This is a genomic window from Helicobacter felistomachi, assembly GCF_030296895.1.
Classification (GTDB): domain Bacteria; phylum Campylobacterota; class Campylobacteria; order Campylobacterales; family Helicobacteraceae; genus Helicobacter; species Helicobacter felistomachi.
The window spans coordinates 853,906-880,413 of sequence record NZ_AP028022.1 but is presented as its reverse complement, the minus strand read 5'-3'; the positions used below and the strand labels follow the sequence as shown (position 1 = coordinate 880,413).

The 26,508-nt window shown below is 41.3% G+C and carries 24 protein-coding genes and 1 pseudogene; 12 read left to right on the top strand and 13 right to left on the bottom strand.

The annotated features are described in order from the left end of the window. Nucleotides 1-10 precede the first annotated feature (10 nt). The 6 genes from QUE23_RS04635 to QUE23_RS04610 form a co-directional block, all read right to left on the bottom strand. Nucleotides 11-292: a hypothetical protein gene (locus tag QUE23_RS04635; protein WP_286347957.1), complete on the bottom strand. Its 282-nt coding sequence runs from the start codon at nucleotides 290-292 to the stop codon at nucleotides 11-13. 497 nt (nucleotides 293-789) lie between these two features. Next, nucleotides 790-1,677 (bottom strand): hypothetical protein, encoded by an 888-nt coding sequence (locus tag QUE23_RS04630; protein ID WP_286347956.1) that lies wholly within the window; start codon nucleotides 1,675-1,677, stop codon nucleotides 790-792. 32 nt (nucleotides 1,678-1,709) lie between these two features. Beyond that, the gene (locus QUE23_RS04625) at nucleotides 1,710-3,107 is read right to left on the bottom strand and encodes a replication initiation protein (protein WP_286347955.1); all 1,398 of its coding nucleotides are present in this window, start codon (nucleotides 3,105-3,107) and stop codon (nucleotides 1,710-1,712) included. A gap of 1,001 nt (nucleotides 3,108-4,108) precedes the next feature. After that, nucleotides 4,109-4,585 (bottom strand): RNA-guided endonuclease InsQ/TnpB family protein, encoded by a 477-nt coding sequence (locus QUE23_RS04620; RefSeq protein WP_286349415.1) that lies wholly within the window; start codon nucleotides 4,583-4,585, stop codon nucleotides 4,109-4,111. A 79-nt stretch (nucleotides 4,586-4,664) separates the two neighbouring features. Next, nucleotides 4,665-5,168, bottom strand: coding sequence for a hypothetical protein (locus QUE23_RS04615; RefSeq protein WP_286347954.1), 504 nt, complete (start codon nucleotides 5,166-5,168; stop codon nucleotides 4,665-4,667). Between the two features lie 73 nt (nucleotides 5,169-5,241). Next, on the bottom strand, nucleotides 5,242-5,460 hold the full coding sequence (locus QUE23_RS04610; protein ID WP_286347953.1) for a hypothetical protein: 219 nt from the start codon (nucleotides 5,458-5,460) through the stop codon (nucleotides 5,242-5,244). 695 nt (nucleotides 5,461-6,155) lie between these two features. Between QUE23_RS04610 and QUE23_RS04605 the strand changes: the two genes are divergently transcribed. Continuing rightward, nucleotides 6,156-6,788: a hypothetical protein gene (locus QUE23_RS04605; protein ID WP_286347952.1), complete on the top strand. Its 633-nt coding sequence runs from the start codon at nucleotides 6,156-6,158 to the stop codon at nucleotides 6,786-6,788. 881 nt (nucleotides 6,789-7,669) lie between these two features. Here the strand turns inward: QUE23_RS04605 and QUE23_RS04600 are convergent. From QUE23_RS04600 to QUE23_RS04580, 5 genes and pseudogenes are all read right to left on the bottom strand, one after another. Continuing rightward, nucleotides 7,670-7,960: an outer membrane beta-barrel protein gene (locus tag QUE23_RS04600; RefSeq protein WP_286347951.1), complete on the bottom strand. Its 291-nt coding sequence runs from the start codon at nucleotides 7,958-7,960 to the stop codon at nucleotides 7,670-7,672. 1,337 nt (nucleotides 7,961-9,297) lie between these two features. Further along, nucleotides 9,298-9,558, bottom strand: a complete 261-nt coding sequence (locus QUE23_RS04595) for a ribbon-helix-helix domain-containing protein (protein WP_286347950.1) — start codon at nucleotides 9,556-9,558, stop codon at nucleotides 9,298-9,300. Nucleotides 9,559-9,591: 33 nt separating this feature from the next. Beyond that, nucleotides 9,592-10,164, bottom strand: a pseudogene (locus QUE23_RS04590) (P-loop NTPase family protein). 673 nt (nucleotides 10,165-10,837) lie between these two features. Continuing rightward, entirely contained in the window at nucleotides 10,838-11,233 is a 396-nt protein-coding gene (locus QUE23_RS04585; RefSeq protein ID WP_286347948.1) for a type II toxin-antitoxin system PemK/MazF family toxin, read from the bottom strand. A gap of 535 nt (nucleotides 11,234-11,768) precedes the next feature. Then, complete coding sequence (locus tag QUE23_RS04580; protein ID WP_286349391.1) at nucleotides 11,769-12,008, bottom strand: hypothetical protein; 240 nt, start codon at nucleotides 12,006-12,008, stop codon at nucleotides 11,769-11,771. Between the two features lie 29 nt (nucleotides 12,009-12,037). Between QUE23_RS04580 and QUE23_RS04575 the strand changes: the two genes are divergently transcribed. From QUE23_RS04575 to QUE23_RS04560, 4 genes are all read left to right on the top strand, one after another. Beyond that, a complete protein-coding gene (locus tag QUE23_RS04575; RefSeq protein ID WP_286349390.1) occupies nucleotides 12,038-13,978 on the top strand; it encodes a type I restriction-modification system subunit M in 1,941 nt (646 codons plus the stop codon). Between the two features lie 161 nt (nucleotides 13,979-14,139). Next, on the top strand, nucleotides 14,140-14,913 hold the full coding sequence (locus QUE23_RS04570; RefSeq protein WP_286349389.1) for a type I restriction endonuclease subunit M: 774 nt from the start codon (nucleotides 14,140-14,142) through the stop codon (nucleotides 14,911-14,913). A 1-nt stretch (nucleotide 14,914) separates the two neighbouring features. After that, the gene (locus QUE23_RS04565) at nucleotides 14,915-15,589 is read left to right on the top strand and encodes a restriction endonuclease subunit S (protein ID WP_286349388.1); all 675 of its coding nucleotides are present in this window, start codon (nucleotides 14,915-14,917) and stop codon (nucleotides 15,587-15,589) included. Further along, on the top strand, nucleotides 15,590-18,529 hold the full coding sequence (locus QUE23_RS04560; RefSeq protein WP_286349387.1) for a type I restriction endonuclease subunit R, EcoR124 family: 2,940 nt from the start codon (nucleotides 15,590-15,592) through the stop codon (nucleotides 18,527-18,529). It begins immediately after the preceding gene. On the opposite strand, the gene QUE23_RS04555 is transcribed toward QUE23_RS04560, so the two are convergent. Then, entirely contained in the window at nucleotides 18,526-19,071 is a 546-nt protein-coding gene (locus QUE23_RS04555; protein WP_286349386.1) for a restriction endonuclease subunit S, read from the bottom strand. The two genes, QUE23_RS04560 and QUE23_RS04555, sit on opposite strands and share 4 nt — an antisense overlap. A gap of 219 nt (nucleotides 19,072-19,290) precedes the next feature. Here QUE23_RS04555 and QUE23_RS04550 point away from each other — a divergent pair, with 219 nt between their 5' ends. The 3 genes from QUE23_RS04550 to QUE23_RS04540 all read left to right on the top strand — a co-directional run bounded on the left by QUE23_RS04550 (nucleotide 19,291) and on the right by QUE23_RS04540 (nucleotide 21,308). Beyond that, the gene (locus tag QUE23_RS04550; protein ID WP_286349385.1) at nucleotides 19,291-19,497 is read left to right on the top strand and encodes a type II toxin-antitoxin system HicB family antitoxin; all 207 of its coding nucleotides are present in this window, start codon (nucleotides 19,291-19,293) and stop codon (nucleotides 19,495-19,497) included. Nucleotides 19,498-19,705: 208 nt separating this feature from the next. Next, a complete protein-coding gene (locus tag QUE23_RS04545; RefSeq protein WP_286348024.1) occupies nucleotides 19,706-19,960 on the top strand; it encodes a CAAX protease in 255 nt (84 codons plus the stop codon). 622 nt (nucleotides 19,961-20,582) lie between these two features. Then, on the top strand, nucleotides 20,583-21,308 hold the full coding sequence (locus tag QUE23_RS04540; protein WP_286349384.1) for a F0F1 ATP synthase subunit B family protein: 726 nt from the start codon (nucleotides 20,583-20,585) through the stop codon (nucleotides 21,306-21,308). A gap of 47 nt (nucleotides 21,309-21,355) precedes the next feature. Here QUE23_RS04540 and QUE23_RS04535 read toward each other — a convergent pair whose 3' ends face one another. After that, entirely contained in the window at nucleotides 21,356-21,772 is a 417-nt protein-coding gene (locus QUE23_RS04535; protein WP_286349383.1) for a hypothetical protein, read from the bottom strand. A gap of 667 nt (nucleotides 21,773-22,439) precedes the next feature. Here QUE23_RS04535 and QUE23_RS04530 point away from each other — a divergent pair. The 4 genes from QUE23_RS04530 to QUE23_RS04515 all read left to right on the top strand — a co-directional run bounded on the left by QUE23_RS04530 (nucleotide 22,440) and on the right by QUE23_RS04515 (nucleotide 26,454). Next, on the top strand, nucleotides 22,440-22,877 hold the full coding sequence (locus QUE23_RS04530) for a hypothetical protein (RefSeq protein WP_286349382.1): 438 nt from the start codon (nucleotides 22,440-22,442) through the stop codon (nucleotides 22,875-22,877). A 17-nt stretch (nucleotides 22,878-22,894) separates the two neighbouring features. Then, a complete protein-coding gene (locus tag QUE23_RS04525) occupies nucleotides 22,895-23,278 on the top strand; it encodes a hypothetical protein (protein ID WP_286349381.1) in 384 nt (127 codons plus the stop codon). A 440-nt stretch (nucleotides 23,279-23,718) separates the two neighbouring features. Beyond that, nucleotides 23,719-24,864 (top strand): AAA family ATPase, encoded by a 1,146-nt coding sequence (locus QUE23_RS04520; RefSeq protein ID WP_286349380.1) that lies wholly within the window; start codon nucleotides 23,719-23,721, stop codon nucleotides 24,862-24,864. A 54-nt stretch (nucleotides 24,865-24,918) separates the two neighbouring features. Next, nucleotides 24,919-26,454, top strand: a complete 1,536-nt coding sequence (locus QUE23_RS04515; protein ID WP_286349379.1) for a DUF2779 domain-containing protein — start codon at nucleotides 24,919-24,921, stop codon at nucleotides 26,452-26,454. The last annotated feature ends 54 nt before the right edge of the window (nucleotides 26,455-26,508 follow it).

The window sequence follows — 26,508 nt, the reverse complement described above, 5'->3', positions numbered from 1 at the left end:
TCCCCTTAATCTATTTCTTTTGTTGTTCTTGCTTGCGTTTTTTAGAAAGCATTTCACTCGCTTCAGCCTGTCTTTGTTTTAGGTCATTGAGCTTATCATTAAGTTTTTTTAAGCTGTTTTCTAAAGTGTTCTTTTCATTTTCAATCTTTATAATTTGTTCTTCTAGCTTGCCAATCAATTTGCCTAATTCTCGGGTGCTCTTTTCGTTCAAGAGTTTTGGTTGTGGTTTTATATTTTTTGTTTTGTGTATTAGGGGTAGTGTCACTGCTTTGATGACTGACATTGCTTGCATTATCATTACTTGCGTTGCCTGAATTATCTAGCATTATTTAATCCTTTTATTATAAAATACAATATTTTACCAAAAATCCCCCGTTAGGGGCAAATTAACCATAGTGAGCTTGCGAGCGATACCCGTAGGTAATGGTTAATTTGCAAATTAACCATTTGCTACGCAAAACACGGCGCAAGCTTGTTTGGTTAATTTGCCACTCAAACGCCGTGGGGCTTAAAGGATAAGTATATTGATTTATGAGTGTATCATCAGTAGAGTGAGTTGAGTTAAGTTTTGTGGATAAAACCTTAAATTATATTTGAGTTTAAAATACCCTAGGATTGTTAGGATAGTGCAAGTATATGGGTTTTGGTTTAGATTGCGGTTGTGGAAGATTTTAGAAAGGGACTTTTAGCTGTATTGTTCTATCCACTTATGCAGCTCTTGCATATTTTCAAACACATATACAAAATAATCAGGGGTATCACATTTTAGTACAGATTTTTTAAAGTAGTCTATGTAGATTTTTCTTGGTAAAGCTTAGCGTTTTCTAAATCTTTTGGGCTAGGCTCAATGAGTTTAAACAAGGCACCCACTCTTTTAGTGTTAGGGCTTTTGATGTAAGTGATTAACTCTGCGGTGTTGAAAGTGTGGATTGTGCCTTTTTTACCTTTAGGTGCGATTGCACCTATGGTGTGTGGGGGTTTAGCGTTTTTACCAAAGTTTTCTAAGAAGTCTTGGGGGTTTGAAAACACATGGGTAAAGTATTCTTGTCCATCTATGTTAAATTTTTCAATGTGTTTTTTATGTTCTTCTGCAGCATAAAAATCTTTATCTGCGCCATTGATAATCTCAAACAGAGCAATCACTTCTGTATTTGTCTTTGACAAAATGGTATCCACTAATTTAACTTGTGTAAAGCTATGCTGTGGAGTGTTGCTTTCAAAAAATGGAGCGAGCATGCCATGGGCACTTTGGATTTGGGCTTTTTGTGTGGCGTTGATGGTGGGGGGTTGTTGGGGTGTGTTAGCTGTGTTAAAGCGTTCTTGTGTTTTTTCAATCAAGGCAAGCAAGTCTTGCATGTGCGCAAAGGCTAGAGTGAAGTAGTCGTGCCCACAAACTTGGCAGTATTTGGTGTAGTCTTGGTAAAGTTGCATCACTTCTAGTTGTCCATTGATGATTGGGGAAGAGAAGAACTGCACGATGAGAGCTTTGCTGTCTTTAGTCGGGATAATCTGTTCTATGGTAGCAAGGGGGATGTTAAAGGGATTGCCCTCTTTATCCTTTAGCACTATATCTACACATTTGTGTAGACAGTCATTAAGGATTTTAATATCTTTTTTGCTGAAGTATTTGAGTCTAGGGGATTTGGCATTTTCTAGGGCATTTTCTAACTCTTGCATGGCAGGGTTTATGACAACTTCAAAGGTGTAACCTAATACCCTTGCACCCCTCTCTCTCTTGCTTTGTTCTTAATGACTTTGATGGATTTGTAGGGGGGCTCAAAGTGGCTTAGTTTTTTGGTTTTTTGGGTGAGTTGTTTAAGTGTGGGTTTCAGTACATAGTTATCAATATCACCCACTTTAAAGGTCTTTGGGATGCCCATGAAGGCACAAAAGCCTTCAAGATTATTTTCATACACATGCACTTTAAAAATGTCTCTCTTATCTGTAGCGTTCTTAAACCGTTCCAAAAGTCTAAATAAATTCTTGGTGTATTTACCGCTTAGGTCTACAAATGTTTGGAGTTGCATTGTAGTGAAGTTTGCTTCTAAGTCATTTAGCAGATATGTGAAGTAGGGATCGTTGACTTGTATGTCTAGGTATTCAACATTTTTATTTTTATCAAGTTTCATAGTAAAACGCCTAAAAAACATGACCCTGTCAACTAACATTGATTGATCGGGTAAATATTTGATGGCATCAAAATTTGCTCCAGCAATGTTATTAAAAAGCTGTTTGACTGCCTTATATAACTCTTTGTTATTCATCTTAGGGTCGCCCATTAGAGTTTTTAATTCTTTGGGGTTAAAGCGTAGCACAGTATCTTTTTTGTCCTTTAGGCGATTGAATAGGCTAAAAAGCAAATTATTTTCAAGCTCACCTAGCATGCCTAGATTGACTTTGTAGATGTTATTGTGTACTACAACTTGCTTGGGGTTGGCTATTTTTGTATTTTTGGCTAAAACTGGAGCGTATTCTACATCATCCCCTATTAGGTTTTCTACGGTTTGTAACGGTTGAGCGGCTTTTTGGGTCACTGGGCTTAATTGTGACTCTCGTTGTGGAGTTTCTTCGGCCGCTTCTTGGAGAAGGTGCGTTGGTAGTGGCGGTGGTGTTTGATGAGTATTTGGGGAACTATCGACTTCAGTTGGGGCAATTTGGGTAACTTGTGTAGTGAACGATGTTGCGATTGTTGTTTCGGTAGTTCGGGGATTAAAAGTATGGGTGTCCTCCCTTTTCACACAATCCATCCATGTGGTTAGGGCAGTTTGCATGTTTTCAATGCAGTCTTTAACGCTATCCTCTAAGTCTTGTTTTATATCGGGGCGAGTGGTTTTAGGCAACATATTTTCTAAGTTGGTGATGAGTCCCGTGAAGTGTTTGAGTTTTTTAAGCGTATCTTGTAATGTATCGGTATTGGTCGTATTGTCGCTATCCCACTCGTTCTTTAAAACAACTTGAGCCATTTCCCTGACCACTTCTGCTTTTTTGACAAATAAAGTTGCGAGCTTGGTGGGGCTATTGGCGTGTTGTAACTCTAAAATAATCAATGCGTCCAAATCATATCTTAAGGCTTTGAGCTGCTGGCAAAGATGGTAGTTTTTATCCATTTCTTACTACTTTTTTGGTTAAGCTTTTTACCAAAAATTCCAAAAATTCGAGTAATTGTAACGAATTTTATAAAATACTTCAAGCATAACGGAATTTCTCCATGCTAAACCAACATTTTTGCGGAATTTCTCCATGCTATCAGCGGAATTCCTCCATGAAACCCCCTTCGCCATACATTATGTACCTTAAAAAAGGATTTAAAAAACTACTTTTTTAAAAACCGCGTGCGGGTGCGCTTGCCCGTGTTACATATCTCTTTTGTGCAAAAAAATTTTTTGAGTTTGTTGAAAAGTTGGTTGAGTAGAGTTTAAGGTAAGCCAAGCTGACGCTTGGCATCTATATTGCTCTTGGGGGCAAGCCCCAAACCCCCAAGAGAGGGCTTTGAAGTGAGAAATGAGTTTGTTTTCTTGGCTTTATGATGCCATTGCAGTAAAGAAGGCTTGGGTTTTAAAGTGAGAATCAGCGTTTAAAAGGCCGTAGGACGCTTTCTTGGGTTAAAGAGTGGTTTGGTATGGGTTAGGGTGTTGTGTTGATTGTAGGCGTGATATGGCCTAAAGAAAAGGTATAAAGAGAAGGGGGCGAGCTAGACAAGTTGGCAAGATAGCCATAGAACACTCTAAAACGCTCCACAATCAATTTATTGGGGCTAGGTAAGTTCGATACTCTTTTTGTCAAGGTTGTGCTCTATGACCCATTTACGGCTCTAAAAACGCTATGTATTCTCTGGGGCAGTCTTTGGGGCTGTTGGTTCATTGTCTTGTTTACCCCTTTTCTTGGTCTTGGATTTCGTGGCTTTGGGTTTCTTGGGCGATTTGGACGATTTTGTGGGTTCTGTGGGTTTTTTGTGGAGCTCGGGTTGCATAGGCGCTAGGGGTTTGTCATAGAGATTGGGTTGTGTGGCTCTGGTCGTTCTTTCTTGGGACGGCCTACGGGGCGTTTGAGTGCGTTGCTAGGTTTTTTACTCCACCGTTCTTACAAACCTATAAAACCGCATAAAATCCTATAAAATTCTATCAATAGAAAAAAATTTAAGCGGTTTCTGTTGTATTCCTGTTTCAACCATGCTGGTTACTGTTTCAACCATGCTGGTTACTAAGCCATTCTTTGCAAAACAGCCAAGCATTGCCGTCATGTCCGCAGGCGTTAATTGGGCGGGAACTCCGCCTACTAAATGCTTGACAAGATTGACACTTGCGTTAAAATCTCTATCAACCACCACACCACAAACACCACACTTATAGACCCTATCGTTTAGGGTTAAGTCTTTTTTCACACTGCCACAGCTGGAACAAGTTTTGAAGCTAGGATAAAAGGCATCGGCTCGTAAAATGGCACGCCCATAGTGTTTGACTTTATACTCCAAAAGGGTGTTAAAGGCAGAAATGCTGACATCGTTCAAAGCCTTAGCTAGTTTGGAGTTTTTAAGCATGTTTTTAACTTTCAAGCTCTCTAAACAAAGGGTCTTAGCGTGCCTAATGAGAGCAGTGCTAAGCTTGTGTAAAAAGTTATTGCGGATATTGGCAATGCGTGTGTGCTTTTAACAATTTAACATGGACTTAGGTATGGACTGTGCTTGTATAATTGAATTTTAAGCGCACAAATGGGCGCAAATCCTCTAGGGTGCAGGCTTTTTGGAGGTTGTAACCCAGCCTTACTAGTAAAATTTCTAAGTCTCTTTGGAATTTGATCTTTGTGGGCTTGTTGTGAAAAATTTCATTCCTTGCATTTCTAATGCGCGTGATGGTGTTGATGGCATGTGTCTTTGTACCAAAGATAGGGATTTCTTGATTTTTGTATGTTTTTGGCTTTGCAAAAAAAGATTCAAAATACGGGTAATAATGCCTGTCTAAAATTAATTCTAAGTCCCCCAAAGAGAACAAATCAAAGATATCAAAAGAGTTCATTTTATGTTTATCTAAGGGCATTTGGCGTTTCTTATTGCGTAGGGCAATGATGGTATCTATTTTCTGCACAAGGTGGTGTTGCATCTTGTTCTTGGAGTCATGCATGAACCAATCATCTTGGTTTGTGTTGAGCGCATTGGCAACCGCAACAGCCATGGTGCTCCTTAAGGCGTTCTCAAAGCATTGCAACAACAAAAAACTGGCTTGGTGGGCATTTCTTCTTTTGTTATTAGAGTTGCATGATCAAATCAAATAGGCTTTTTCCAAGTGCATCTCTTTTCTTCTTTAATAAGATTTGGGCCTCCCTACAAGCCCCCCATAAATAGCTGTGGTGTAAAACGCCAATGCTTTGTTTAATTTTTGTTTCAAACTCCTCTGTCATTAGATGTGGCATATCTAAAAATAATGCAGATATTTTTTGAAAAAATGCATTTTGCAAGTCAAACATTCAACTTCCTATAAGAGATTTTATTGTACAATCCCCCCAATTTAGAGGTCTCACCGCTATGAATAGCGGGTACTTGCTTGCAAGAGGACACTCTAAATTCTCTCTTGATGCTCCGTTTTCTAGATCACCGATGATTTTATCTAATCTCTTCCTTAAGAGTCTGTCGCTTGGCGACAATAGTGGCGATTTGGGCGTTTAAGTGGCAATGTCTAGACCCACACCCTCCTCCTTTTGGGGTCTCAATACCGGTTCACCGAGCGGTGGTGGAAAAGGATCCACCTAGAAATAGCTGTCATTCGACACTAACCACCACAAAAGTGAGCCGAAAGTGGAGAACAGCGTCCTTTGTTTTTATATCCTTTTCTTCTGCTCATTCCACTCATTAAAAAAGTCTGTCCATCTGTCTCTCTTTTTTAAATTTTCAATATTGTAATCAAATAAATTGGAGAGAGCCGTGAAACAAACATAGCGTTTAAATCGCTTTTAAAGGGTTGTAGAGCGCAAGGTTAGGGGCGATGAGTATCCAAATATGGTCTGGGGGTGAAAGCGATTGTGGAGGCTTGTAGAAGCATAGATAGACCGAATTAGCAGCCTAGCTCCATACAGTCCAAAGAATAGCCAAAAATAACAAAAGTTGGTATTGTTAGGTTTTTATGGACTTACCAAAAAATAAAATTTAGACTTTTGGAACAAGTATGGAGTTATCAGAACTAGAAAACCTGTTTTCCCTCCAACGGTTAGAGGGCTATGCCACACTCCACGATCATGAAAACAATTTTGCACTCATCGCTGCTATTAGCCACAAAATAGGCATCCTAGAGGTGATTATCCGCAACAAGATAGATTTTCTACTCTCACAACGAGACAAGAATTGGTGGCAGCACTTGCCAGCAGAAATCCATATTGTGGGTGATGTTGCCCACACAAACACTCTAGTTTCCAAACAAAGTCTAGGCTTCTGGATTAAAGTAGTGGAGCACTTTAAAATCCACAACCAAATTTTTAGCCTTGACTTTTTACATTGCATAGACTTTAAGAGATATTGCCATAAGAACAAAAATCGTTTCAACAACACTAAGGACTTGAGAAACTACCAAAAAGCAACTATCATTCTAAGGCTCTTGCATACACTGAGAAACCGTGCTTTTCACTTTGAAAATCTTTATAAATACACACCCAAGGGTTATCCAAGACTCAACACTAAGATTGGTAAGAACAATCAAGAGCTTTACATTGCCTTGCAACCAGATAGAATCCCAGTGTTCTTGAACGATTTATTAGAGAGCTTTCACCCTGAACTTGTTAGATATGCAGATAAGACACATTAAATTTGTAGTGGTGGAAAAGGATCCACCTAGAAATGGCTGTCATTCAACACTAACTGCCATAAAAACTAGCTGAAAGTGAAGAATAGTGTCCTAGGTTTTAGTAAAATGTAGTGTCGATTCTGTGTGAAAAGCTTAGAAGAATCCTGATGAGTGTTTTAAAAAGGATACATGGGTTGAGAGTAGGGGTGGGCTTGGACAAATCACTGCCTATAACTATGGTTTTGTGACTAAAAGCAGTTGTAGAGGCTTGTATGAACACAAAAGTAAAACAATGTGTGCTGACTTTGAAATCCTAACTAGAAAGCCCTGTCAAGTTCTTGCATTCTTGCTATATCTTGATCTTGTAGCACATAAAGACTACCCATAAGAAATCATCAGTGAAAAGTAAAAAACGAAAAACAACCTAGACCCTCCCTCAAGCAAAGGAAGGGAAAATGCAAACCTTAGAAACTAAGAGCGAGACCTTTCTCGTGAATCTTCACGCATTTCTCTTCTGTCTTCTCTTTCTCTCATATCTTGCCTATCTTCTTCTCTTTCTCGCCTATCTTCCCGATCACACCTATTTCGTGAATCCATAAAAGCTCCTTGTATGTATTTGTAAAAGGCGATGCATTATAGCAATGCTTTAGTTAACCTCATTTAAACTGCAATGAAGCGCACTCAGTAGAAGTGATTTAAGTTGTTTGAGAGTTTAGTTACACCCAAGACACAGTAGGTTTACGGGGTGTTCATTCCCCTTTTTATTCGCCTCCCCCTAAAAAACCCAAAAAAAGGGGAGGAACGCAAAAGCGTTCTTAATGCAGTGTTTTGGCAAGCACTCCTAGTGTCGCCTGCTCAGCGGTGCCATCTTGGCACCACTGCTCAAACTTTAAACGCTAAGGCTAGAAATTGTAAACATAGTTGATGTAAACCGCCACATTGCGTTTGTAGGTCATCTCCATACTGTTGCCAAGAGCATCGTAACCTTTGAAGTAATAGTTGGTGGCAAGGGGGATACGCAAACCTACCTCAAACCCGTGGTGTTTGCTGACATTGGTTCTAAAGCCAATGTTGATGGGGATTTGGAAGTAGGTGGTGTTCATGTGTGCGCTGCCCCCAGCGTTGTTAAAGTCGTGCATCATTGCTATGGTTTGGCTTGCCCCCTTAGCTAACCAAGTAGAGCCGGTGAACATCAACCCTGCAAAGAGCCCTAATGTGTGCCGAATTTATTATCAATAACGCCGAAAATGTATCCTATTAAGGTTAATTTAAGCACTAGAACCCCCGTGTGCAACGCAGTTCGCAAAGCCCACAAGACCGCCGTACAAATGATTTACAAAGTGGTTAACAAAGTTCTTACGCACGCACGAGGAAATTTCGGTTAAGCTAAGTTTGCAAAAAAACAAACGTAAGAGACATAAAAGGTAAGCCAAGCTGACGCTTGGCATCTATATTGCTCTTGGGGGCAAGCCCCAAACCCCCAAGAGAAGGCTTTAAAGTGAGAATTAGATTTTTGGTCTTGAAACATCTGCAGACTGTAGGGTAATCATGTCTTTGAGGAGAGAGTAAAAAAACGACCAAATAGAGCAATCATGTCTTTGAAAAGCAAGATGAAGTAAAGTAATAAATCAAACTTAGTATTTTAAGCGCTTTTAAGGGGTCATAGAGCGCAAGGTTATGTGTTGGGAGTTCCCCCAACAATGGTTTTGGGGTTGGAAGCGGTTGTGAGGGCTTATAGAAACAACTACCTTTTGTTAAAAAAGACACTAGAAAACTTGTTCAGTGATTGTCCTTCACTTGGATATACTGTTGCTAGAATTATGGAAGTGTGTAATCCTTCAAAGAAAGGTCGAGAAAAAGTCAGTTGAAAACTCAGAAATAACGGGCATAAGGGAGAGAGCGAAAGCGGAGATTGACATTTTTAAAACAGTGTTAATCACGACATTGACTGCCATCTTCAGTATTTTTGGGTTCATTGTGATCCATTACAAGCAAAATGGATTTGTTTCAATGGAGTGCATCTCTCATAGGATTTGGTACTTTGCTAAGGATTGTGTTCTTTTGCATTAAGAACACAATTGCTGACCTTAACAAGATTGAAAGGGGTGTGCAATGATGTCGTTTATGTCTTTTCTTCTTGCCCTATTTGGATTGTTTTGTATGGTCTACCCCATTTATTGGCTCGATAAAGAAATTGAAAAAGATCGCCAACGGAGTAAACAAGATAAAAATGCTGTTAGATAGCTGTTGTAGCATGCAATAAAATGTTTTTACGGTTGAGAAACTAGGAGTTGTTGGGGTACGGGTTACAAGACTTCGCTATCTTTTTTGGGGTTGTTCCAAAGAAGTTAGGTTGTGCTTTTGCTACATCTAAATTTTACTTTGTTAATGAAAACACGGTATGACAAGGTTGGTACTCTTTGGTGCTCCGTAGAAGGCACCGTGTCCATTTTTTATGGGTCGCCGCTCTCTCAAAATCTAAGATATGCCAAATATGCCAAAAAGACAGAAGTTTTAAGAAGAAAAGTTGTCAAAGCTCATCTACACACAAGCAATACCCTAGCTTATTACTACCCCTCACCAAATTCTTTAACACATAGCGTTTGACAAAGAAGCCCACACTATCAGCCTCCTTGTCAGCTAGAGCTTTTAGGGTGTTGTATTCCTCTTGGGATAAGTAAAAGGTAACGATGTGGTTTTGTTTTAAATGAGCGGGCAAAGGTTTTCTACCTGGTTTGGCTTTGTCTTTAGCACTGAAAGTGTTTGCTTGGGGGTTGTGGGTGTTTTTCAAAGCATCTTGGATAGATTTGGGGTGTTTTTGTTTTCATTCATTGTTTACTCCTTTTGTTAAAGTGTCTAAAAGGCGTTGGTATTCTGTCATATGAAAGTCTTGTATTGGATTCTGAGAGTGGGGTTTGCAAAGACAACTCTTTAAAGCTCAATCCCTTACGCATAGAGTTTTCTATAATCTTAGAGTGTTTAAAAAGAAAAAGTTTAAATCTGTGAAGTTAGATTGTAAGGTAGAACTTGTTTGTTCTTGCTCTTCTAGGCTTTGATAATCGGTGACGAGCACCATTAAGGGCACTTTTAAAACTTGTAACTCTTGGATGGTTTCAATGGTCTTTAGTAGGGAGTTGTAAAGGGGAGTGCAGGGGATGAGGATGGCTTGACTGGCTTTAGCAATCTCTAAAACCCCACTTTGGATAAAGCCTCCAAAGTCATAGACACAATTGTTGATTAAAGAAAGGCGGGTGCTGATTTTAGCTTTATCAGGGTAAATGCTCTCAATGATGGAAGAGTCGTTGCTTTGCAAGAACAAATCTAAATCTTTAGCAATGGAGAAACTAAAGGCGGTCTTACCCACCCCACCTTTTTTGTTGATAATGGAGAAAATCATGAGAACCTTTGTTTTTGGTTTTTGGTTTGTTTTTGGTGTTAGCGGTTGATGGGCATAGAATGGGCGTAGACATACCACTGACATCGCTGACACCACTGACTAGATTAGTGTAAAGTGCGAAGTCTTGAATTAGCATGATATTCAATTAGAATAATATTTAATCCATTAAAAAATGTTTAAGATTTTGATTAATCAAATGAGTAATGTTTGAGATTTGGTTAAATATGGATAAGTAATGTTTGGAATAGTGTTGAATATAAATAGATAATATTTTATATTGTATCTAATACAAATAAACAATATTATATATTTTAATAAATATAAATAAACAATATTTGTAATTGTATTTAATATATTGAATATTATTAGAAATTGGATTTAATGGTGTTGTAAATTATTTTGGAGTAGTGTGAGGGTGATGGAGCAGAGATAGTGTTTAAAGCATTTTAAAGGGTTGTAGAGTGCAAGGTTAGGGGTTGGGAGTTTTTAGAGAGCTATGGTTGTGGGAGTTGGAGTGGTTGGGGTATTGTAAAGTATTTTCAACTTGTGTCTGCACACCAAATCTCAGTGTCATTTAAAATCAATCGTATTATAATCATCCCAGCTCACTTGAGCAAAGGGCTTCTCCTTTTAGGACTAGCTACCCTACGGCAGTTTTTGCAAGTGGGGAATATCAATCAATCACTTCACTTTTAAGCTTGTCTTTAATCGCCTTTAGCACTTCATCGCTCACTTGAGCGATCTTGGTTCGTCTGCGTTTAACATCAAAAACCCTAATTTGGTGGAGTAGAGCGATTTGTTCTGTGTTGTTGCTATCTTTAAAACAATGGTGGTAAGGCATGTTGCCTTTTTGGATTTGGCTACTAAGGGGGATGCCCAAAAACAATCGAGAAGACAACATTTTTAACACCAACACAGGGCGCGTAAAGCTTGCAGATTTGCCATAGACTTCATGCCCGACATTGTAGCCAACACAAACCCAGTAAATGTTTTTAACATGGGTCTTTTTAGCAACTTTGTTTTGTATTTTTTTCTTCTGCTCGTTCCACTCATTAAAAAGTTTGTCCATGTGTTTTTCTTTCAAGGTTATTAAGATATGCCAAAAAAGGCAGAATATCTTAATCAAGTTGAGATGAAAGAGTAGAAGTAAACCAAGATATGGTATAGGGCTTTTAAAGGCTCGCAGAGCGAAAGTCTAGGGGTTGGGGAGTACAACACGACTTATGGGTCAAAAGCGATTGTAAGCAATTGCAAAGCTTGAGAAAACAAAACAAATCCTTAGAGCAAGTCTTTCATTCAAGTTTTCTTTCTACATTTCTATCTATGGGTTTCGTTAGCAAGTGGGAAAGTGAGAAAAGGTAGTAGCGGTCACCACATCTTAGCTAGCCGTGTTTTTGAAGGTTTAACGCGCGTTCTCAAAGTGACACACCGCACCAAATCAGCCACACCCCATAAAGGGCGGCGATGGTCTTTCTAGCGGCCTTCGGGCGGGTCTGTGGACCTAGAGAAAAACTAGGGACACACAACCAACGAGCACTCTGTAACTAGAGGTGATAATTGCTCGCAATTCTAAACAAAGAGAGTGAATAGGGGGTAAATGGCACTTAATCCCCACACAAATACTCCCCATCACACCACCAAGCATCGTCCCACCAATAGACAGTGTTCCCAGGGGGTGTGCCAAAACGCGCACGCAAATATTCTTGTCTGCGCTTTCTGCTCCATTTGGATTTGTGGCGTTCGTTGTAGGCATCTACTTCTTTGTTGTATTGTTCAATCCACTCTTTAGAACCTTTTTGTGCCATCTTTTGCTCTCCATTGAAATATAAGCTGATTTTTTGCAATATTACCTCTTTTGAATAATGGGGTTTAAATGAACAAACAACAACTCGCTAGCAAGATTTGGGACAGCTGCAATAAAATGCGGGGCAAGATTGAAGCCAACGAGTATAAAAACATCTTATTGGGCTTTATCTTTTACAAGTATCTGTGCGAAAGATTCCTAAGAGAGGCAGATGATGCAAAAATTTCAAAAGCAGAGAGAGAAAAACTTTTACACCCCGACAATCCAAATTTTACAGTCTTGCAAGAAACACTAGGCTATGCGATCGCGCATAAAAACCTTTTTGATACCCTCCTTGACAAAGACACAAAGTTAACAATCAAGGACATCACAGACGCTTTAGCGGATTTTAACCAAGGTGTGCAGGCTTCACATACAGAACTCTTAGGGCATATTTTTGACGATTTGCGCAATAGTTTAGACAAACTGGGCGACAATGCCAACCAACAAGCCAACCATGTTCGAGAGCTCCTTAAGATCATCAAAAAAATCCCCAGCCAGTCTAAAACCTATGATGTCTTGGGCTTTGTATATGAGTACTTGATCGCCCACTTTGCCAGCAGTGCGGGCAAAAAAGCAGGGGAGTTTTACACCCCCGCAGAGGTGAGCGTGTTGATGAGTGAAATCATCGCTTCGTTTTTTAAAGCCCGCCTTGCTCAAGAACAAAAGGATCGATTTAAAGAAATCAGCCTTTACGACTCGGCTTGCGGCTCGGGGAGCTTGCTTTTGCACATGCGCCACATTTTGGCGGAAAAGCATCAAATCGTGGAAAAAGAAAAGATCAAATACCACGCCCAAGAGCTCATCAGCAGTACATGCAACCTCACTAAAATGAATCTCATCATGCGCGAGATCGCTTTAGAGGATATTCAAGTACGCAACGCCGACACCTTAAAAGAGGATTGGCCCCGTGGCAAGGACAACCAAGCCCTAAGAGTCGATGCCTGCGTGTCTAACCCCCCCTACTCCGCCCATTGGCATAACACGGAATACACCAGCGACGAACGCTATAAAGAATACGGCATTGCCCCCAAAACAAAAGCCGATTATGCGTTTTTACTGCACGACCTTTACCATCTCAACCCCGATGGGATCATGACCATTGTCCTGCCCCACGGGGTGCTTTTTAGAGGCAAAGAAGAGGGCAAGATCCGCCAAGCCCTGTTAGAAGATAACAAAATCGACGCGATCATCGGCTTGCCCCCTAATTTATTCTTTGGCACCAGCATCCCCACCATCATCATGGTGTTGAAACAGAATAGAGACACCCAAGATGTTTTTTTCATAGACGCGTCTAGTGAATGCATCAAAGAGGGCAATAAAAATAAATTGCAAGCCAGACACATTAAGAAAATCGCCGACACCCTAGAAAAACGCCAAGATGTCCCTTACTTTGCCCGCAAGGTGGGCTTAGAGGAAATCAGGGCTAAGGATCATGTCTTAAACATCCCCAGCTACATCGCCGCCAAAGAAGAGAGCAAGGACGATTTAAACGCCTTGATCTTAGGGGGTGTGCCAGAGAGCGGGATCGCTAAAATTGCAGAGTTGGAGCAATTTAGCGCCACTTCTTTGCTTTTCACCCCCATTAAGGGGCGTGTGGGTTACTGCCAAGCCACAGGGGCAGACATTGCAGAGGTACTCAACACCCACGCCCCCATTATTGCCTTTAAAGAGGATTTTAAAGAGCGTTTTGCAGATTTTAAGGCATTTTGCCAAGACAAGTTTTTAAACAGCCTAGAGTGCTTGCACGCATGCCCTGTTTTGGCCCAAATGGAGAGCTTAAGGCAAGAGCTCTTTAGCCGTTTTGAAACCACAAAGCACCTTGACAAGTACGAAGCCTTACAGATTTTAGAGGATTTGGGGGCGGTGTGGCTAGCAGACTTGGAAACGATCCAATTAGAGGGGACAGACACCATTGAAGAAACCCTAGAGACTGGGGGGGGGGGGGGGGGGGGAGCAAAGCCCTTCTAAATTAGCCAAGTTTGCCAAGTGCGAGGGGCGTATCATCCCCTTGAACTCATTGCAAATCACTTTTTCAACCCCAAAGCCAGCAGATCGCCCACCTAGAGGAAAAACTCGAGGGCATTTTAGCCCAAAAACAAGCCCTTTTATTAGAGCTGGAGCCCGAAGAAGTGCAAGAGTGTTTAGAGTTCTTGGACACAAAAGAGGAGGAGCAAGAGGAGCAAGAGGAGGGGGAAAATAGTATCAAAATCCTTGAGGCGCGTTTGGAAGCCAATAAGGGCAATGGGCTGAAAACTTTATTAAAAGAAATGGGTAAGAGCATTCTTAAAGAAACCCCCACGACCCCCCAAGCAAGATTGGTTGATTTGTGCGATTTTTTAGAAGCCTATAAGGGCAAGGCTCACGAGGAGGAGCGTAAAACCCGCCAAGAGGAGCTTTTACAAGATACAAAAGCCCTAAGCCTTTTTGAGGATTTGCTGGATAAAAATAAAAAATCTTTCAACCAATCTAAATTAAAAGCCAAATGCTTAGAGCTTGCATTGCAAGCCCTTGAAGCCACAGAGCTAGGGGCGAAACTTGTGGTTTATTACCAACTCAGCCAAGCCCAAGAGCCCCTTAAACAAAAATTGAAAGCCTTGCAAGATGAATTAGTGGCTTTGGTGCTGGATAAACTTAAAAATTTAAGCGAAGCTGAGATTTTAGAGCTGTTGGGGCAAAAGTGGTTTGAGCCTTTAGAGAACGCCCTTTTTGCTTTGCCCGGGCAGTTTGTGGCGTGTATAGCACGCAAGGTGCAGGCTTTGGTGGATAAATACGCCTTTTGTTTGCAAGGGGTGCAAAAGGACATAGACAACGCCACTAAGGAGCTAGAAAGCGCGCTAGAGGATTTAGAGGGCTTTAAAGAGCATGAGGGCTTGCAAGAATTGCTAAAAATTTTAAAGGCTTGACATGCTTTTAGCCCAACAACAAGCCCTTTTAGCCAGGGTAAAACAGAGCATGTTAGAGTTATTACTAGGGCGTGTTTGGCGTTTTCAAGGCGATGGCAAAGATTGGGGGAAGGTGGAGCTATCGCAATGCACAATTAAGATAAAAAATATTGTTTGGAGAAATAACAATAAAAATTACGCCTACATTGATTTAGCATGCGTGAGTAGGGACACGCATGACATTACAGAAACAACGACTATCAACGCCACAACAGCCCCAAGTCGTGCTATCCAAGTTATCCAAACTAACGATGTCTTATTAGGCACAACACGCCCCCTTTTAAGGCGCTATACACTCATTAGACCCCAATATAACGGGCAAATTTGTAGCACGGGTTTTTGTGTGTTACGCCCTAATCCTAGCGTGGTGATACCCCAATGGATTTATTGCAACATTGCCAGCAATCGTTTTTTTGAACATGCTAGAGTGTGGCAGGAGGGTGCAAATTATCCCATGTTGTCTAATAAAAATACCCTTACTTTTAAAATCCCACTCCCCCCCTTATCCACCCAAGAAAAAATCGCGCGGCTCTTAAGTGCCTTAGAGGATTTAAGCGTCTTGTGTGGCCACAAACAAGCCCTTTTAGAGCGCATCACCCACGCCCTAAGAGATCAGCTCATCCCCAAGGAGATTTAAATGACAGAAGAAGAGTTTGAAGAGCAATTTGTCCAAGAGTTGCAAAAATACGGGTGGGATGCGCCCCTAGAATTGCCCACACACCAAGACCTGCTTAAAAATTGGCAGAAAATTTTAAACGAGCAAAACCCCACCAACTTGCCAAATCAAAAGCCCTTAGACTTGCTAGAAGCCCAGGAGCTTTTAAGACAATTAGAGGGCAAAAGCCCCTTTGAAATCCACAATGTCCTAGAGGGGGGGAGTTTAAAACATTTGGCTAGAGATAAGCATTTTAAAATCTTTGACACCACTAGGGGGCTTGGCAACATCCGCTACCAAATCGCCAGACAACCATGGTTTGGGGACAAGTGGGAGAAGAGCAAAAAACGCGGGGACATCAGCCTACTCATCCATGGCCTGCCCTTGGTGCATATCGAGCTGAAAAAAGAGGGCGTGTCTTTAAGCGCAGCGTTTAAACAAATTAAAGACTACGCGAAAGAGGGGGCTTTTAGGGGGCTGTTTAGTTGCATCCAGCTCTTTGTGTGCGCCACACCTAAAGAAGCCGTGTATTTCCCTAATTTTGGACGGGCTGAAAACTTTAATGAGAAGTTTTGTCTCAAATGGGCGGACTTGCAAAACCAAGAGTTAAACGATTACAAAAGCTTGATAAAAAACTTTTTATCCGTGGATTTTATCCACACCTTCATCAGCCGCTACTTGGTGGCAGATAACAACAACCAAAGCCTAAAAGCCATGCGCCCTTACCAATGCTACGCTGTGCAAGCCCTTTTAAAAAGCGTGCAAGAAACGCAGGGCAATAAGGGAGGGTTCGTGTGGCACACCACGGGCAGCGGCAAGACTTTAACCAGCTTTAAAAGCGCGATCTTGCTCTTGCAAGAAAAACTAGCCAAGAAAGTGGTGTTTCTGGCCGATCGGCGGGAGTTGGTGTTGCAAACCTTGGGCGAATACCAAAATGCAGACACAAAGAAGATCGTGCAAGACACCACGAAAATGGCCGCCAAAGAGCTGAAAAACAAGCTCAAAGAGCATGGGGAGGGGGTGTTTGTCGCCACTTTGCAAACGATGTGCAAAATCACACCCGATAGGGCTTTGGAGAAACAAAAGTTTATTTTTATCGTGGATGAAGCCCACAGAAGCACTTTTGGCAATGTTAATAACAAAGAAAACGACTCTCTTGGCATGCTCAAAACCATCCAAGAAAACTTTAAAAACGCCTTATTCATCGGCTTCACCGGCACGCCTAAAACAGACAAGGCGAGCAAGTTAAAAACGGAAGACATTTTTGGCAAAGAGTTGCACCGCTACACCCTAAAACACGGCATTAAGGATAAAACGGTGCTGGGTTTTGATGTGGATTTTATCAACACCATGCCCAATTTACGCGAGGACATTGCCCGCATGAAAGCCGAGAAAAAGGCACAAAAGGCAGGGCGTGGGGCTTATGAGATTGAATACCAAAAGTGGATGGATAAAGCCCAAACGCCCCACACCAAACTGGAGGCAGAAATCCCCCCTGAAATGTTTAATGAGGGGCATAAAAACCAGGTGATCGATTACATTTTAAAGCACCATGACCGCCTGAGCAATGAAGGAGAGTTTCACGCCCTTTTTGCCACTTCCAGCATCCCCGATGCCCTAGAATATTACAAGCTCTTTAAAGAGCGTGGGCATGGCTATAAAATCACCGCGGTGTTTGATCCAAACGAAAATGCCACAAACGAAAACGCCACCCTGAATAAAAGGGCAGACATTGAGGAAATTTTAGGAGATTATAACCGCCATTTCAAACACAGCTTTGGGTTTGAGAATTACAAAGCGTTCCAAAAAGATGTTGCCCAACGCCTTTCACATAAAAAGTGCTATGCCTTTTTACCCCGTGAAGAATGTTTAGATTTGGTGATTGTGGTGGATCAAATGCTCACGGGCTTTGACTCAAATTGGGTGAATACGCTGTATTTGGATAAAGTTTTGGAGGGGGCGAACTTAATCCAAGCCATCAGCCGCACAAACCGGCTTTATGGGGAGAATAAGCCCTTTGGCAATATTGCCATTTTACGCAAATACGCCACCATGAAAGAGAACTTAAAAAAGGCGGTGGCAGAGTATGCCGATGGCGAGGGGGTGGAGATTCTGGCGCGCAAATTGCCCCAAAAAGTGCAAGAGATCAACGAGCTGCACAAGGACATCTCTACGCTTTTAGAGCAGGATCAAGACCTAGAAGACTCCAATCACCAACGGGCGTTTATCAAACTTTTTAATAAATTGCACGCCACCACCAAGAGCGCCCAGATACAGGGCTTAAATTGGGGACAAAAAGACTACTGCCTAAGCCCAGAGGAGCAAAGCCTTTTAGACAAGCCCCAAAAAGCGGTGCGTCTTAAATTGGACGAGGAAAGTTTTAAGATTTACGGGCAGAAATACAAAGACATCGCCGCCTATTTTGAAAAACGCAAACGCGAAAAGGGCGAGGAAGACATTGGTTTTGAGTTTGATTATGGCCTTGTGGAGCAAGACGAGGGGATGCGCATTGATTATGAGAAGATCACAGATTGGCTTAAAGAAAAGAACCAAGAGAAGTTAGAAAGGCATTTACAGACCCTAGATGCCAAAACGCGCGTGGAGTTTCAAGCGTTTTTAGAAAATTTGCCCAAAAATTGGGAGGAAATTGGGCTTGAAAAATGCTATATGCAGTTTCTCCAAGCCCAGCAGGAGAAGGAAATCAACGCCGTGGTGCAGGCTCTAGGCGTGGATAGAGAGCTGTTGAAAGAGTGCATGGCAGATGGTGCGCTTGAGATCAAAAAGTTTAAAAAGCTTGTCCAAAGTGCCAACGAAGCGCAAGCAAAAGCCTATTTTGAGAAGCAAGAGAACAAAGCCTTAACCCCCAATGACGTGTATCTTAAAACTTTTGAGTGTCTCAAGCATTTTCTCACTAACCCCTAACCCCCACTTAAAAGGCTCAAGGGCTCCAGGATTTTAACGATCTTTTCTTGCACGGGCAAAGGGGGGAGGGGAATTTTAAGGGCTAAAATGCGGGACATATCGGGGTGTGCGATTCCAGCCCCTTGATAGCAACTTTCTAAAAGTCTAGCTTGACTCTTTAAATAGTAAAAAATAAATTTGAGGCTTGTCGTTTCTGGGTTAGCGCATGTGGCTAAGAGGTTGCCACTATCCACAAATAGTCCCTTATGGTATTTTGTGTAAGCGCGCCCCCCTGTGGGGAGACTGATGACCTCCCCATCATTGAGGTGAGTCCCTGCTAGGGCTTTTGTGGTGTAGCCCTCAAAATTGCCCGTCGATAAAAGCCTGACACCGCCCCCCTCTTGGCGCAACTCCTTGAGAGTGGCGGCACTCACATGCTTAAAGGCTGTGGTTTTGGGTTGCCATTCTTTGGGGACATTACTAAAACGCTTATCCCAACAAGTGAGTCGATAAAGGGGCACCAACTCCGTATTTTTTAACAATCCCCCTAAAAGCCCTTGCATGGCGCTCTCCCCTTTCATTGAGATAGATCAAGACATAAAGCCGTAGTATAGCTAAAAAGCACAAAGAGTGACTCCATACATGATACTCTAAAAACAAAGACTATACGTTTTAGAGTTTGTGGTGTTAAGTGATGGCAAAAGTCTTCAGGTTAAAGCACTAAATGAATATATATAATCAATTTTCAATTTAATCAAAGGTAGCGACATTTTTTTAACGCCGTGATAGAGAAAGATGAACATGGGTATTTTGCTTTTGTCCCTTCTTTGCAAGGTTGTGTGTCTCAGGGCGATAGTTATGAAGAAGCTCTGGCAAATATCAAAGAGGCGATCGAGCTTTATTTAGAAACTTTAGAGGCAGATGAGTTAGCTCATCTCTCCAATACAAATTCTATAATAGCCCCTATTGAAGTGGCTTTAAATGCCTAAATTGCTATATCTCACGGCAAAAGAAGCAGAGAAACTTCTGCTTTCCAAAATTCTCTCTAAAGAGAGTGCCTCTTTCTTTACTTCAAACTTTGGAGGTCAGTTTATATGCAATCAAATAAAAAAGAAAATCCAAGATGCATGCAAAGTTTTCTGATAAATACCATGACATTTCTAATGGAGATTGGAGATGAAATAAAAATGGTTTACCATGGATGAAAATCTTGATCTAGAAGCCCGACATGCGCAAGTCCAAGCCTTTAAAAGCGACATTAGAAATCTCATATCCTTAGAGCGTTTAAAGACCTATGACAATGACATTGCCAAGCACAACGCTAGTTTAGAGTTCAATGCTAGGCTCACCCCAAAGATCGCCCAAGCAGAGATTTATCTAAGGAACATTGTAGATTTTTGTATGCAATTAGTCACTGGCAGTCCAGCTTGGATTATCAACGCACCTACTTAAGCAAAGAGATAGAGAAGATTCATAGGCGAACAAGGAGAGATAGGTCAGCCCAAGAGGATATAGACCATGCCCAATCTGTTGATTTTAAAGCTTACAATTCGTATTTGCTGTCTAATTTAACCTTGGGATCTGTTATCGTTGTCATCAAACAAAACCATTTGCAAAATTTGATCTTTGATTTTAGAAAACATAGATTAGATTTTAGGGATTTTTGTAGTCTTAATAAAAAGAGTGGATTTAAAAACTCCCCAATTATCACAAAGTCAACATTGTCTTAGACCTATTTTCTAATTTGAAAATGCTTGTTTTCACTAGGAAAATCTAGCAAAGACCAAAGTCAAGGATGGCATTGCATATCCTAGAATTTCTGTGCGCATTCTAAGTGGCGAGATGGGGTTGCATTCAGGCGGATCGTGAATCTTGCACACGAAAAGATTGAGCATTTTTAGAGTTTTACTGCAGAAATTAAGGCAAAAAAACCCAGTGAAACAACCAAAAAACCAATCTTCAAGTCGGGGAGCCCCCCCTGTTGAATTTCCTCTTATTGTTACACAGATCGTGTAAAAAGCTCCTTAACAATATGAAAACACAACTGCAAACAAAATAAGGATATACTAAACACATGATCAGAAAAAAAGCAACAACACAGACCCTAAAACCCCATATAACACTCCCACCACCCTTTGGACTAAAGGAATTTGAGAATAGGTTTTGGCGTTTAAAAGAGAAAAAGTTGTTAGTGGATGCACACATCGGTTGCGTGTATGCGGATAAAGCCAAAGTGTGCGGATATGGAGCGGTGCTCACTTTGTTTTATAAAGAGAAAGACGAAACTCTTTCATTAGAGCAAAGAAAACTTGAACCTTGGCAACACCTAGAACACATCTTGCAGGGCGTGCCACCCACTAGCGTGCTGTCTTGGGATTTGGATCGGATGTATTTGTACACTCTGTGCAAAGTCTTAGGAAGTATTGGACAACCCTCTTATGTCTTTTTACACACAAAGTCCTCTTATCTTTTGGAGAATGTCTCTCGTTTTAGATCTCTAACAGATCGCCCTACTCTAAAAGACGAGGATTTATGGATGCGCTTAGGGCACTTGTTAAATGAACACACTCTCATTTTTGATACAAAATGGTGTAAGAATGTGTGTTTTAAATTTGCTTGGGACAACATCACCACTTCTTTACAAGAACGCAGAGAAAAGCGAGAGGAATTGAAGGCATGCAGGGCGCAATTAAAAAAATACAATGTGCAATTAAAGCCATATAAACACGAGAGACTTAAACAGCGCATTGCTTCTAGCTTTGCTATGGCAAAAAGAGGGACAAAAAGAAAGGACGGATGAATGTGCTAGCACTAGGCTTGTCATCTAACCCATTTTGTGTGGCATTCTCAGCTAGTCGTTGGTGTTTTACCCAAACCAAACCCCCTCTTCTCTCTCTTAATCCGCTCTAATTCTTGCACGCTCAAATTAGAGTAGCTCAAAGCCCTTTGTCCCCCAAACTCCTTAAGCCCAATCAAACTCCCAAAATACTTTTTCATAAAGGGGTTTGCCTTTTCACAAAAACGCCAAAGGTATTCTAATTCAGTGTTGGCATTTGTCAGCTGTGTAAAAAACAACCACTCTTCAAGAGCATCAATAAATTCAGTGGCATCTGTTTCAACTTCTTTAAGTTTAGCCTGTAAGTCTTGGTGTTCTTGCTCAATCCGTGTGAGTCTTGAATACTCTTTACTGGAGATAAACATCCCTTGCTCGGGAACTTCTGTCTGTGGGTCTAAAACTTCATAAATCAAACTCTGAAAGCGCATTAGGTTTTCTTTACTCAAAGCCTCAGAATACCTTGCCAGTTGTTTGCCACTCTTTAAATCCAAAGTGAAAAACCACACTTCATAAGCGACAGGTGTGATTTGGGTGTATTCTAAGAGGGCAAATCCGTAGAGCGGGCAATCTTACCGATTAAACGGGTGATTTGGCTATGGTAGTGTGTTCGTAGACATTAAAGACAAGCTTTAAGAGCGTGTTGTCCTTTAGAGGACCAAATCCACTTCTTTTCCTGCCTTGTAGGCGGGATTTGCGCTCTTTGGCTTTTTGATAAAGCCTTTCAAAACGCTTTAAACTTTTTTATGAAACAAACCCAGTGGGTATCTTCTAGGAGGTGGAGGCGTGAAAAGATCAAAGCGGTGATCTACTGGAACCTTGGGCACTTCTAGGTAGTTTTTATTGCGCCCTCTACACACGATGACAGACAAAGCAGGTTTTTGTTGTGGGCTATTGTTATGGTTTGGAGATTCTGACAAAATCAACCTTTTTAAGAAATTCAAAAAATGTTTATACACAAAAACCTAATAAAAATCAAGTTCTGCGTTTAGTGTGTGAAAATAGATATTTGTTTATACAATTAAGAAATATGTAAGCTAGAGTGTTTTAACATGATTGTGCTTTTCGATAACCTTAATCAAAACTGAAAGGGAAGCGATGCAAAAATTCATTGAAATTGGTTACTACAAGTTGCAAGAGTTTCTCATTAGAAAAGGTGTGCGTTACGATTTAGCAAAACGCATCAGCAAGCGCATTTTTAAAAATGGGGGCAAGTTGCCTAAAAATTATGCCCTTGATTTTGTCAAAGAGCATGAAGCCTATGCCAAGACTTTGTTAAAAAAACAGGGCAGAAAGTTGGGAGATGAGGCTTGGGACTTTCCTAAATTAGGGGAAGAAAGAGAAGTCCAAAAGCTTGATTTTTCCCAAATTGCCCAAGATTGTGGGGAGTATTGGTTTTTCCCCCAAATCTGCCAAGAACGCCAAAGCATAGAACCCAAACAACTTTTGCAAACTCTGCTCAAATTGAAAAATTCATATGCGGGTGCTTTTCCTTTTCTAAGCAAATTTGCGATCATGTCGCCCAGCATTATCTAAAGAGCAATTATGGAGGGTTGTTTGGCGATTTTAAAATCCCTTTTGAAGCTTTTAAGCAGGATTTGCTTGGGGCTTTCAAGGGCAATGATTTTGAGTTGTGCAAGGCTTTTTGTAAATTACAACCTTATTGTGTGGATGGGGATTTGGTGTTTGCGATTACACCCAATGCGAACACTCCAAAAGTTTCATTGCCACGAGAATCCATGAATCACTTCTTGAAGTTTTTAGAACAACAAGAAAAGAAGGATAGAGCTGTTCTTAAACGCTTGATCGACATTTTATGCAAAAAACCCCTAGATTCTGTACCATCACATTCATCTAAAAGACTCATGCGCTTGTGGCTAGAAAGAGATTGTGGGTTTATAGAGTTTGCACACATGCAAGACTGGATAGAGCTTTAAAAGATGCCCACATCTGTTTTGCAAGCGTGTCTCATCCTACACAAAATACACACCACTATTACTTCCCTGTTGCTTTTAGATTATGGGCCTTTGCACGCTTAAAAGAAATTTTGAACAAATGTAATGAAGGCGTGCTAGAAACTCTATATGAGCGGCTAAAATACCCACAACAATTTATATTAACCCATCTGCAAGAAAGCTCAAAACTTCGTGCGTTTTGGTCTTGTGTGTATAACTTGTTAATTCATTTGCGACTTCCTTGTTGTGTTGCAGTACAAAAAGAGGCATGGCGAGTAGAAAAAGTTTCTAACTTTTTCCCCCTTGCCATCTCTTTAAACCAAGAGCCCACACCTATACACGAGATACGCACTTTGCTCATGTTGGACAATCCTGAGATTAATAAAGACAGCCTCTCCACACAAAGAGATCAACGACCCTCAATGGTTGAAACGACTCAAGAAGAACCAATGACTCAAGAAGAATTTGATGAGTGGGAATACCAACAATATGAGGCTTTTTCAAAGGAACAAACAAAATTGTTATACAAGATGCTAGAAGAGGGCATAGACCCCTTTGAATATGAGCCACAAACTTCTTACACTCCAGAGGCACTCTATAAATACTTGGATTGCGTGAGTGGTCAAGAAGAGGCCAAGGAGGCACTTTGTGTTACTCTTAGCGATCACTATGCCCACTTTAATGGCAACCCATGCATGCCTAAAACCAACATGCTTTTAATCGGTCCCTCAGGCAGTGGCAAGACTTTCATGACCACCACGCTGTTAAAAAAGCTAGACATCCCTTACTACATCGCCGATGCCTCCAACCTGACACCTACAGGGTGGAAAGGTGAGGAATTGATGAGCATCTTTGTTGGGCTATATGTCAGTGCAGGCAAAGACATAGAAAAAGCCCAAAAGGGGGTGATTTTCTTAGACGAAGTGGATAAGCTAGGCATGGAGGTTACCGACAACCAGTTTAAATCTTTGGTGCAAACCGAATTATTAAAGCCCATGGAAGGACACACAGTCACCTTCACCTACGACAAGCAAGACATCACTCTAAAAACCGATGAAATACTCTTTATCTTTGCTGGGCATTTTAAAGACCTTTACACGCACTTAAACACAACAACACAACCTAAAAACTCCATTGGCTTTACAAACACTAAGCCTACACCGTCCAGTATAACTCCACAAGAAGTGAGCAGTCAGGATTTACAGCGTTGTGGGCTGTTTAGAGAGTTTATCGGGCGCATTGGCAATGTTGTGGTGTTAGAGCCTGTCGATCATAAGATGTTATCTGATGCCATTGACAACGAGTCCAAACCCTTCAAAGACAACTTTAGAGAGCATGGCAGTGTCTTAGAAATTGATGAGGAAGCTAAAAAGATATTGATTGAGAAAGCCATGCAAGAGGGCACGGGCATGCGTGCCATTAAAACCCTTTTAAACCGAGTGATCCACCCATTGAGATTTGACATGGAAAAGTGGCGTGGCTACAAGTGCATCATCACGGCAGAAACCATCACAAACAAAAAAGAGCCCATGAAGATTCCATTGAATACATCTAAGGAAAATGGTTAATGCTTGGGTGTTTTAAAAATGGCAAGACACAAATTTTATTACAAAGGAGAAGAGATGTTGTCTAAATCTAAGTTTATCCAGGGCATGCGATGCCCTAAAATGCTGTGGTTTGCAGAACACAAACCAGAGGTTTTAGAGCAAGCAAATGATGCGCATGGAGAACTGGACAATGAGATGCAAGAGGGCAAAGAGGTGGGGCAGTTGGCGCGGGCGTTGTTTGCTGGTGGGGTGGAAGTGGCTTATAACACAGACATAGGGCAAATGGTGGCGCGCACACAAGAATTATTGAAGCAAGGTGTTAAAACCATTTATGAGGCGACTTTTGAGTTTCAAGGGGTTGTTGTGATGGTGGATATTTTAGAAATCCACAGCGATGGCGTGGTGTTGAATGAAGTTAAAAGCTCCACGAGTGTCTATGGCGATAAAAACAAAACAAAGCCCGAAAAGAAATATTTATGGGATTTGGCAGTGCAATACTATGTCCTTAAAGGTTGTGGCTACGAGATTAAGGGGGCTTACTTAGTTGGCCTCAACAACACCTACACAAAACAAGGGGCACTGGATTTAGAAAAGTTGTTTGTCAAGCACGATTTTTTAGGGTTTGTCAAGGACTTTTATAGTGAAATGCTCCAGCGTTTAGAGGACATACAGAGCACCCTAGCAAACCCACAAGAGCCAGATACCGACATCGGCAAGCATTGTGATAAACCCTATGAGTGTTTGGCTAAACATTATTGTTGGGAGAAACAGCGGGGGATTGTAGGGCATGAGCACATCTTTGCCATTGCAAATCAAAAATTTGCTTCCAAGATGAAGTTATACCAAAACAAGAAAATCTTTTTCACAGATTTAGAAAAAGAGGACATCCAAGCTCTCACGCGCAATCAAAAAATACAAGTGGAATGCGCTTTAAATGGCAAGGCACACATCGATCAGAAGGAGATTAAAAAGTTTTTGGAAACCATAAGATACCCCGCCTATCATTTGGATTTTGAAACTTATAAGCCCGCCATCCCTCCATTTGATGGCACAAAACCCCATGGGCAAGTCCCCTTCCAATACTCTATCCACATCGATCATGGTGATGGTAAACTAGAGCACAGAGAGTTTTTAGCCGAGTGTGGCAGCGATGGGCGTTTGGCTTTGGCAGAGCAACTTATCCAAGACATCCCCCAAGATGCGTGTGTGCTCGCCTACAACGCCGCCTTTGAGAAAAATGTCCTGAAAGATTTGGCTGATTTGTTGGAGGCACAGCACCAACAAGTGGTCAAAGCACTACTGGCGATCAAAGAGAACATTTTAGACCTGATGATCCCATTTAAAGAAGGGCATTACTACGATCCCAAAATGGTGGGCAGTTACTCCATCAAAAGCGTTTTACCCGCTTTGGTACCCGACTTTGAAAGGGCTTATGAGGATTTGGAATTGGTACATAAGGGCACAGAAGCCATGGTCATTTACGCCAAAATGCCTAGCATGCCAAAAGAGCAACAAGAACAAACCAAACAAGCCCTTTTGGAGTATTGCAAGCTAGACACCTTGGCGATGGTGAAGGTACTGGAAGCGTTAGAGGTGTTAAGGGGGATATAAAAGGTTTTATGGCTTTGATGAGTGGCTTAATGTAAAGCTCTCATCTCTTGCTCT

Bases quoted from the DNA above. Each gene is read 5' to 3' on its own strand.
- QUE23_RS04585 (WP_286347948.1), bottom strand. From the start codon at position 11,233: ATGGACAAACTTTTTAATGAGTGGAACGAGCAGAAGAAAAAAATACAA.
- QUE23_RS04575 (WP_286349390.1), top strand. From the start codon at position 12,038: ATGAACAAACAACAACTCGCTAGCAAGATTTGGGACAGCTGCAATAAA.
- QUE23_RS04515 (WP_286349379.1), top strand. From the start codon at position 24,919: ATGTTGTCTAAATCTAAGTTTATCCAGGGCATGCGATGCCCTAAAATG.
- QUE23_RS04560 (WP_286349387.1), top strand. From the start codon at position 15,590: ATGACAGAAGAAGAGTTTGAAGAGCAATTTGTCCAAGAGTTGCAAAAA.
- QUE23_RS04625 (WP_286347955.1), bottom strand. From the start codon at position 3,107: ATGGATAAAAACTACCATCTTTGCCAGCAGCTCAAAGCCTTAAGATAT.
- QUE23_RS04530 (WP_286349382.1), top strand. From the start codon at position 22,440: ATGCAAAAATTCATTGAAATTGGTTACTACAAGTTGCAAGAGTTTCTC.
- QUE23_RS04545 (WP_286348024.1), top strand. From the start codon at position 19,706: ATGGATGAAAATCTTGATCTAGAAGCCCGACATGCGCAAGTCCAAGCC.
- QUE23_RS04600 (WP_286347951.1), bottom strand. From the start codon at position 7,960: ATGTTCACCGGCTCTACTTGGTTAGCTAAGGGGGCAAGCCAAACCATA.
- QUE23_RS04630 (WP_286347956.1), bottom strand. From the start codon at position 1,677: ATGCAAGAGTTAGAAAATGCCCTAGAAAATGCCAAATCCCCTAGACTC.
- QUE23_RS04565 (WP_286349388.1), top strand. From the start codon at position 14,915: ATGCTTTTAGCCCAACAACAAGCCCTTTTAGCCAGGGTAAAACAGAGC.
- QUE23_RS04615 (WP_286347954.1), bottom strand. From the start codon at position 5,168: ATGGCTGTTGCGGTTGCCAATGCGCTCAACACAAACCAAGATGATTGG.
- QUE23_RS04635 (WP_286347957.1), bottom strand. From the start codon at position 292: ATGCAAGCAATGTCAGTCATCAAAGCAGTGACACTACCCCTAATACAC.
- QUE23_RS04540 (WP_286349384.1), top strand. From the start codon at position 20,583: ATGATCAGAAAAAAAGCAACAACACAGACCCTAAAACCCCATATAACA.
- QUE23_RS04610 (WP_286347953.1), bottom strand. From the start codon at position 5,460: ATGTTTGACTTGCAAAATGCATTTTTTCAAAAAATATCTGCATTATTT.
- QUE23_RS04520 (WP_286349380.1), top strand. From the start codon at position 23,719: ATGGTTGAAACGACTCAAGAAGAACCAATGACTCAAGAAGAATTTGAT.
- QUE23_RS04535 (WP_286349383.1), bottom strand. From the start codon at position 21,772: ATGCGCTTTCAGAGTTTGATTTATGAAGTTTTAGACCCACAGACAGAA.
- QUE23_RS04605 (WP_286347952.1), top strand. From the start codon at position 6,156: ATGGAGTTATCAGAACTAGAAAACCTGTTTTCCCTCCAACGGTTAGAG.
- QUE23_RS04555 (WP_286349386.1), bottom strand. From the start codon at position 19,071: ATGCAAGGGCTTTTAGGGGGATTGTTAAAAAATACGGAGTTGGTGCCC.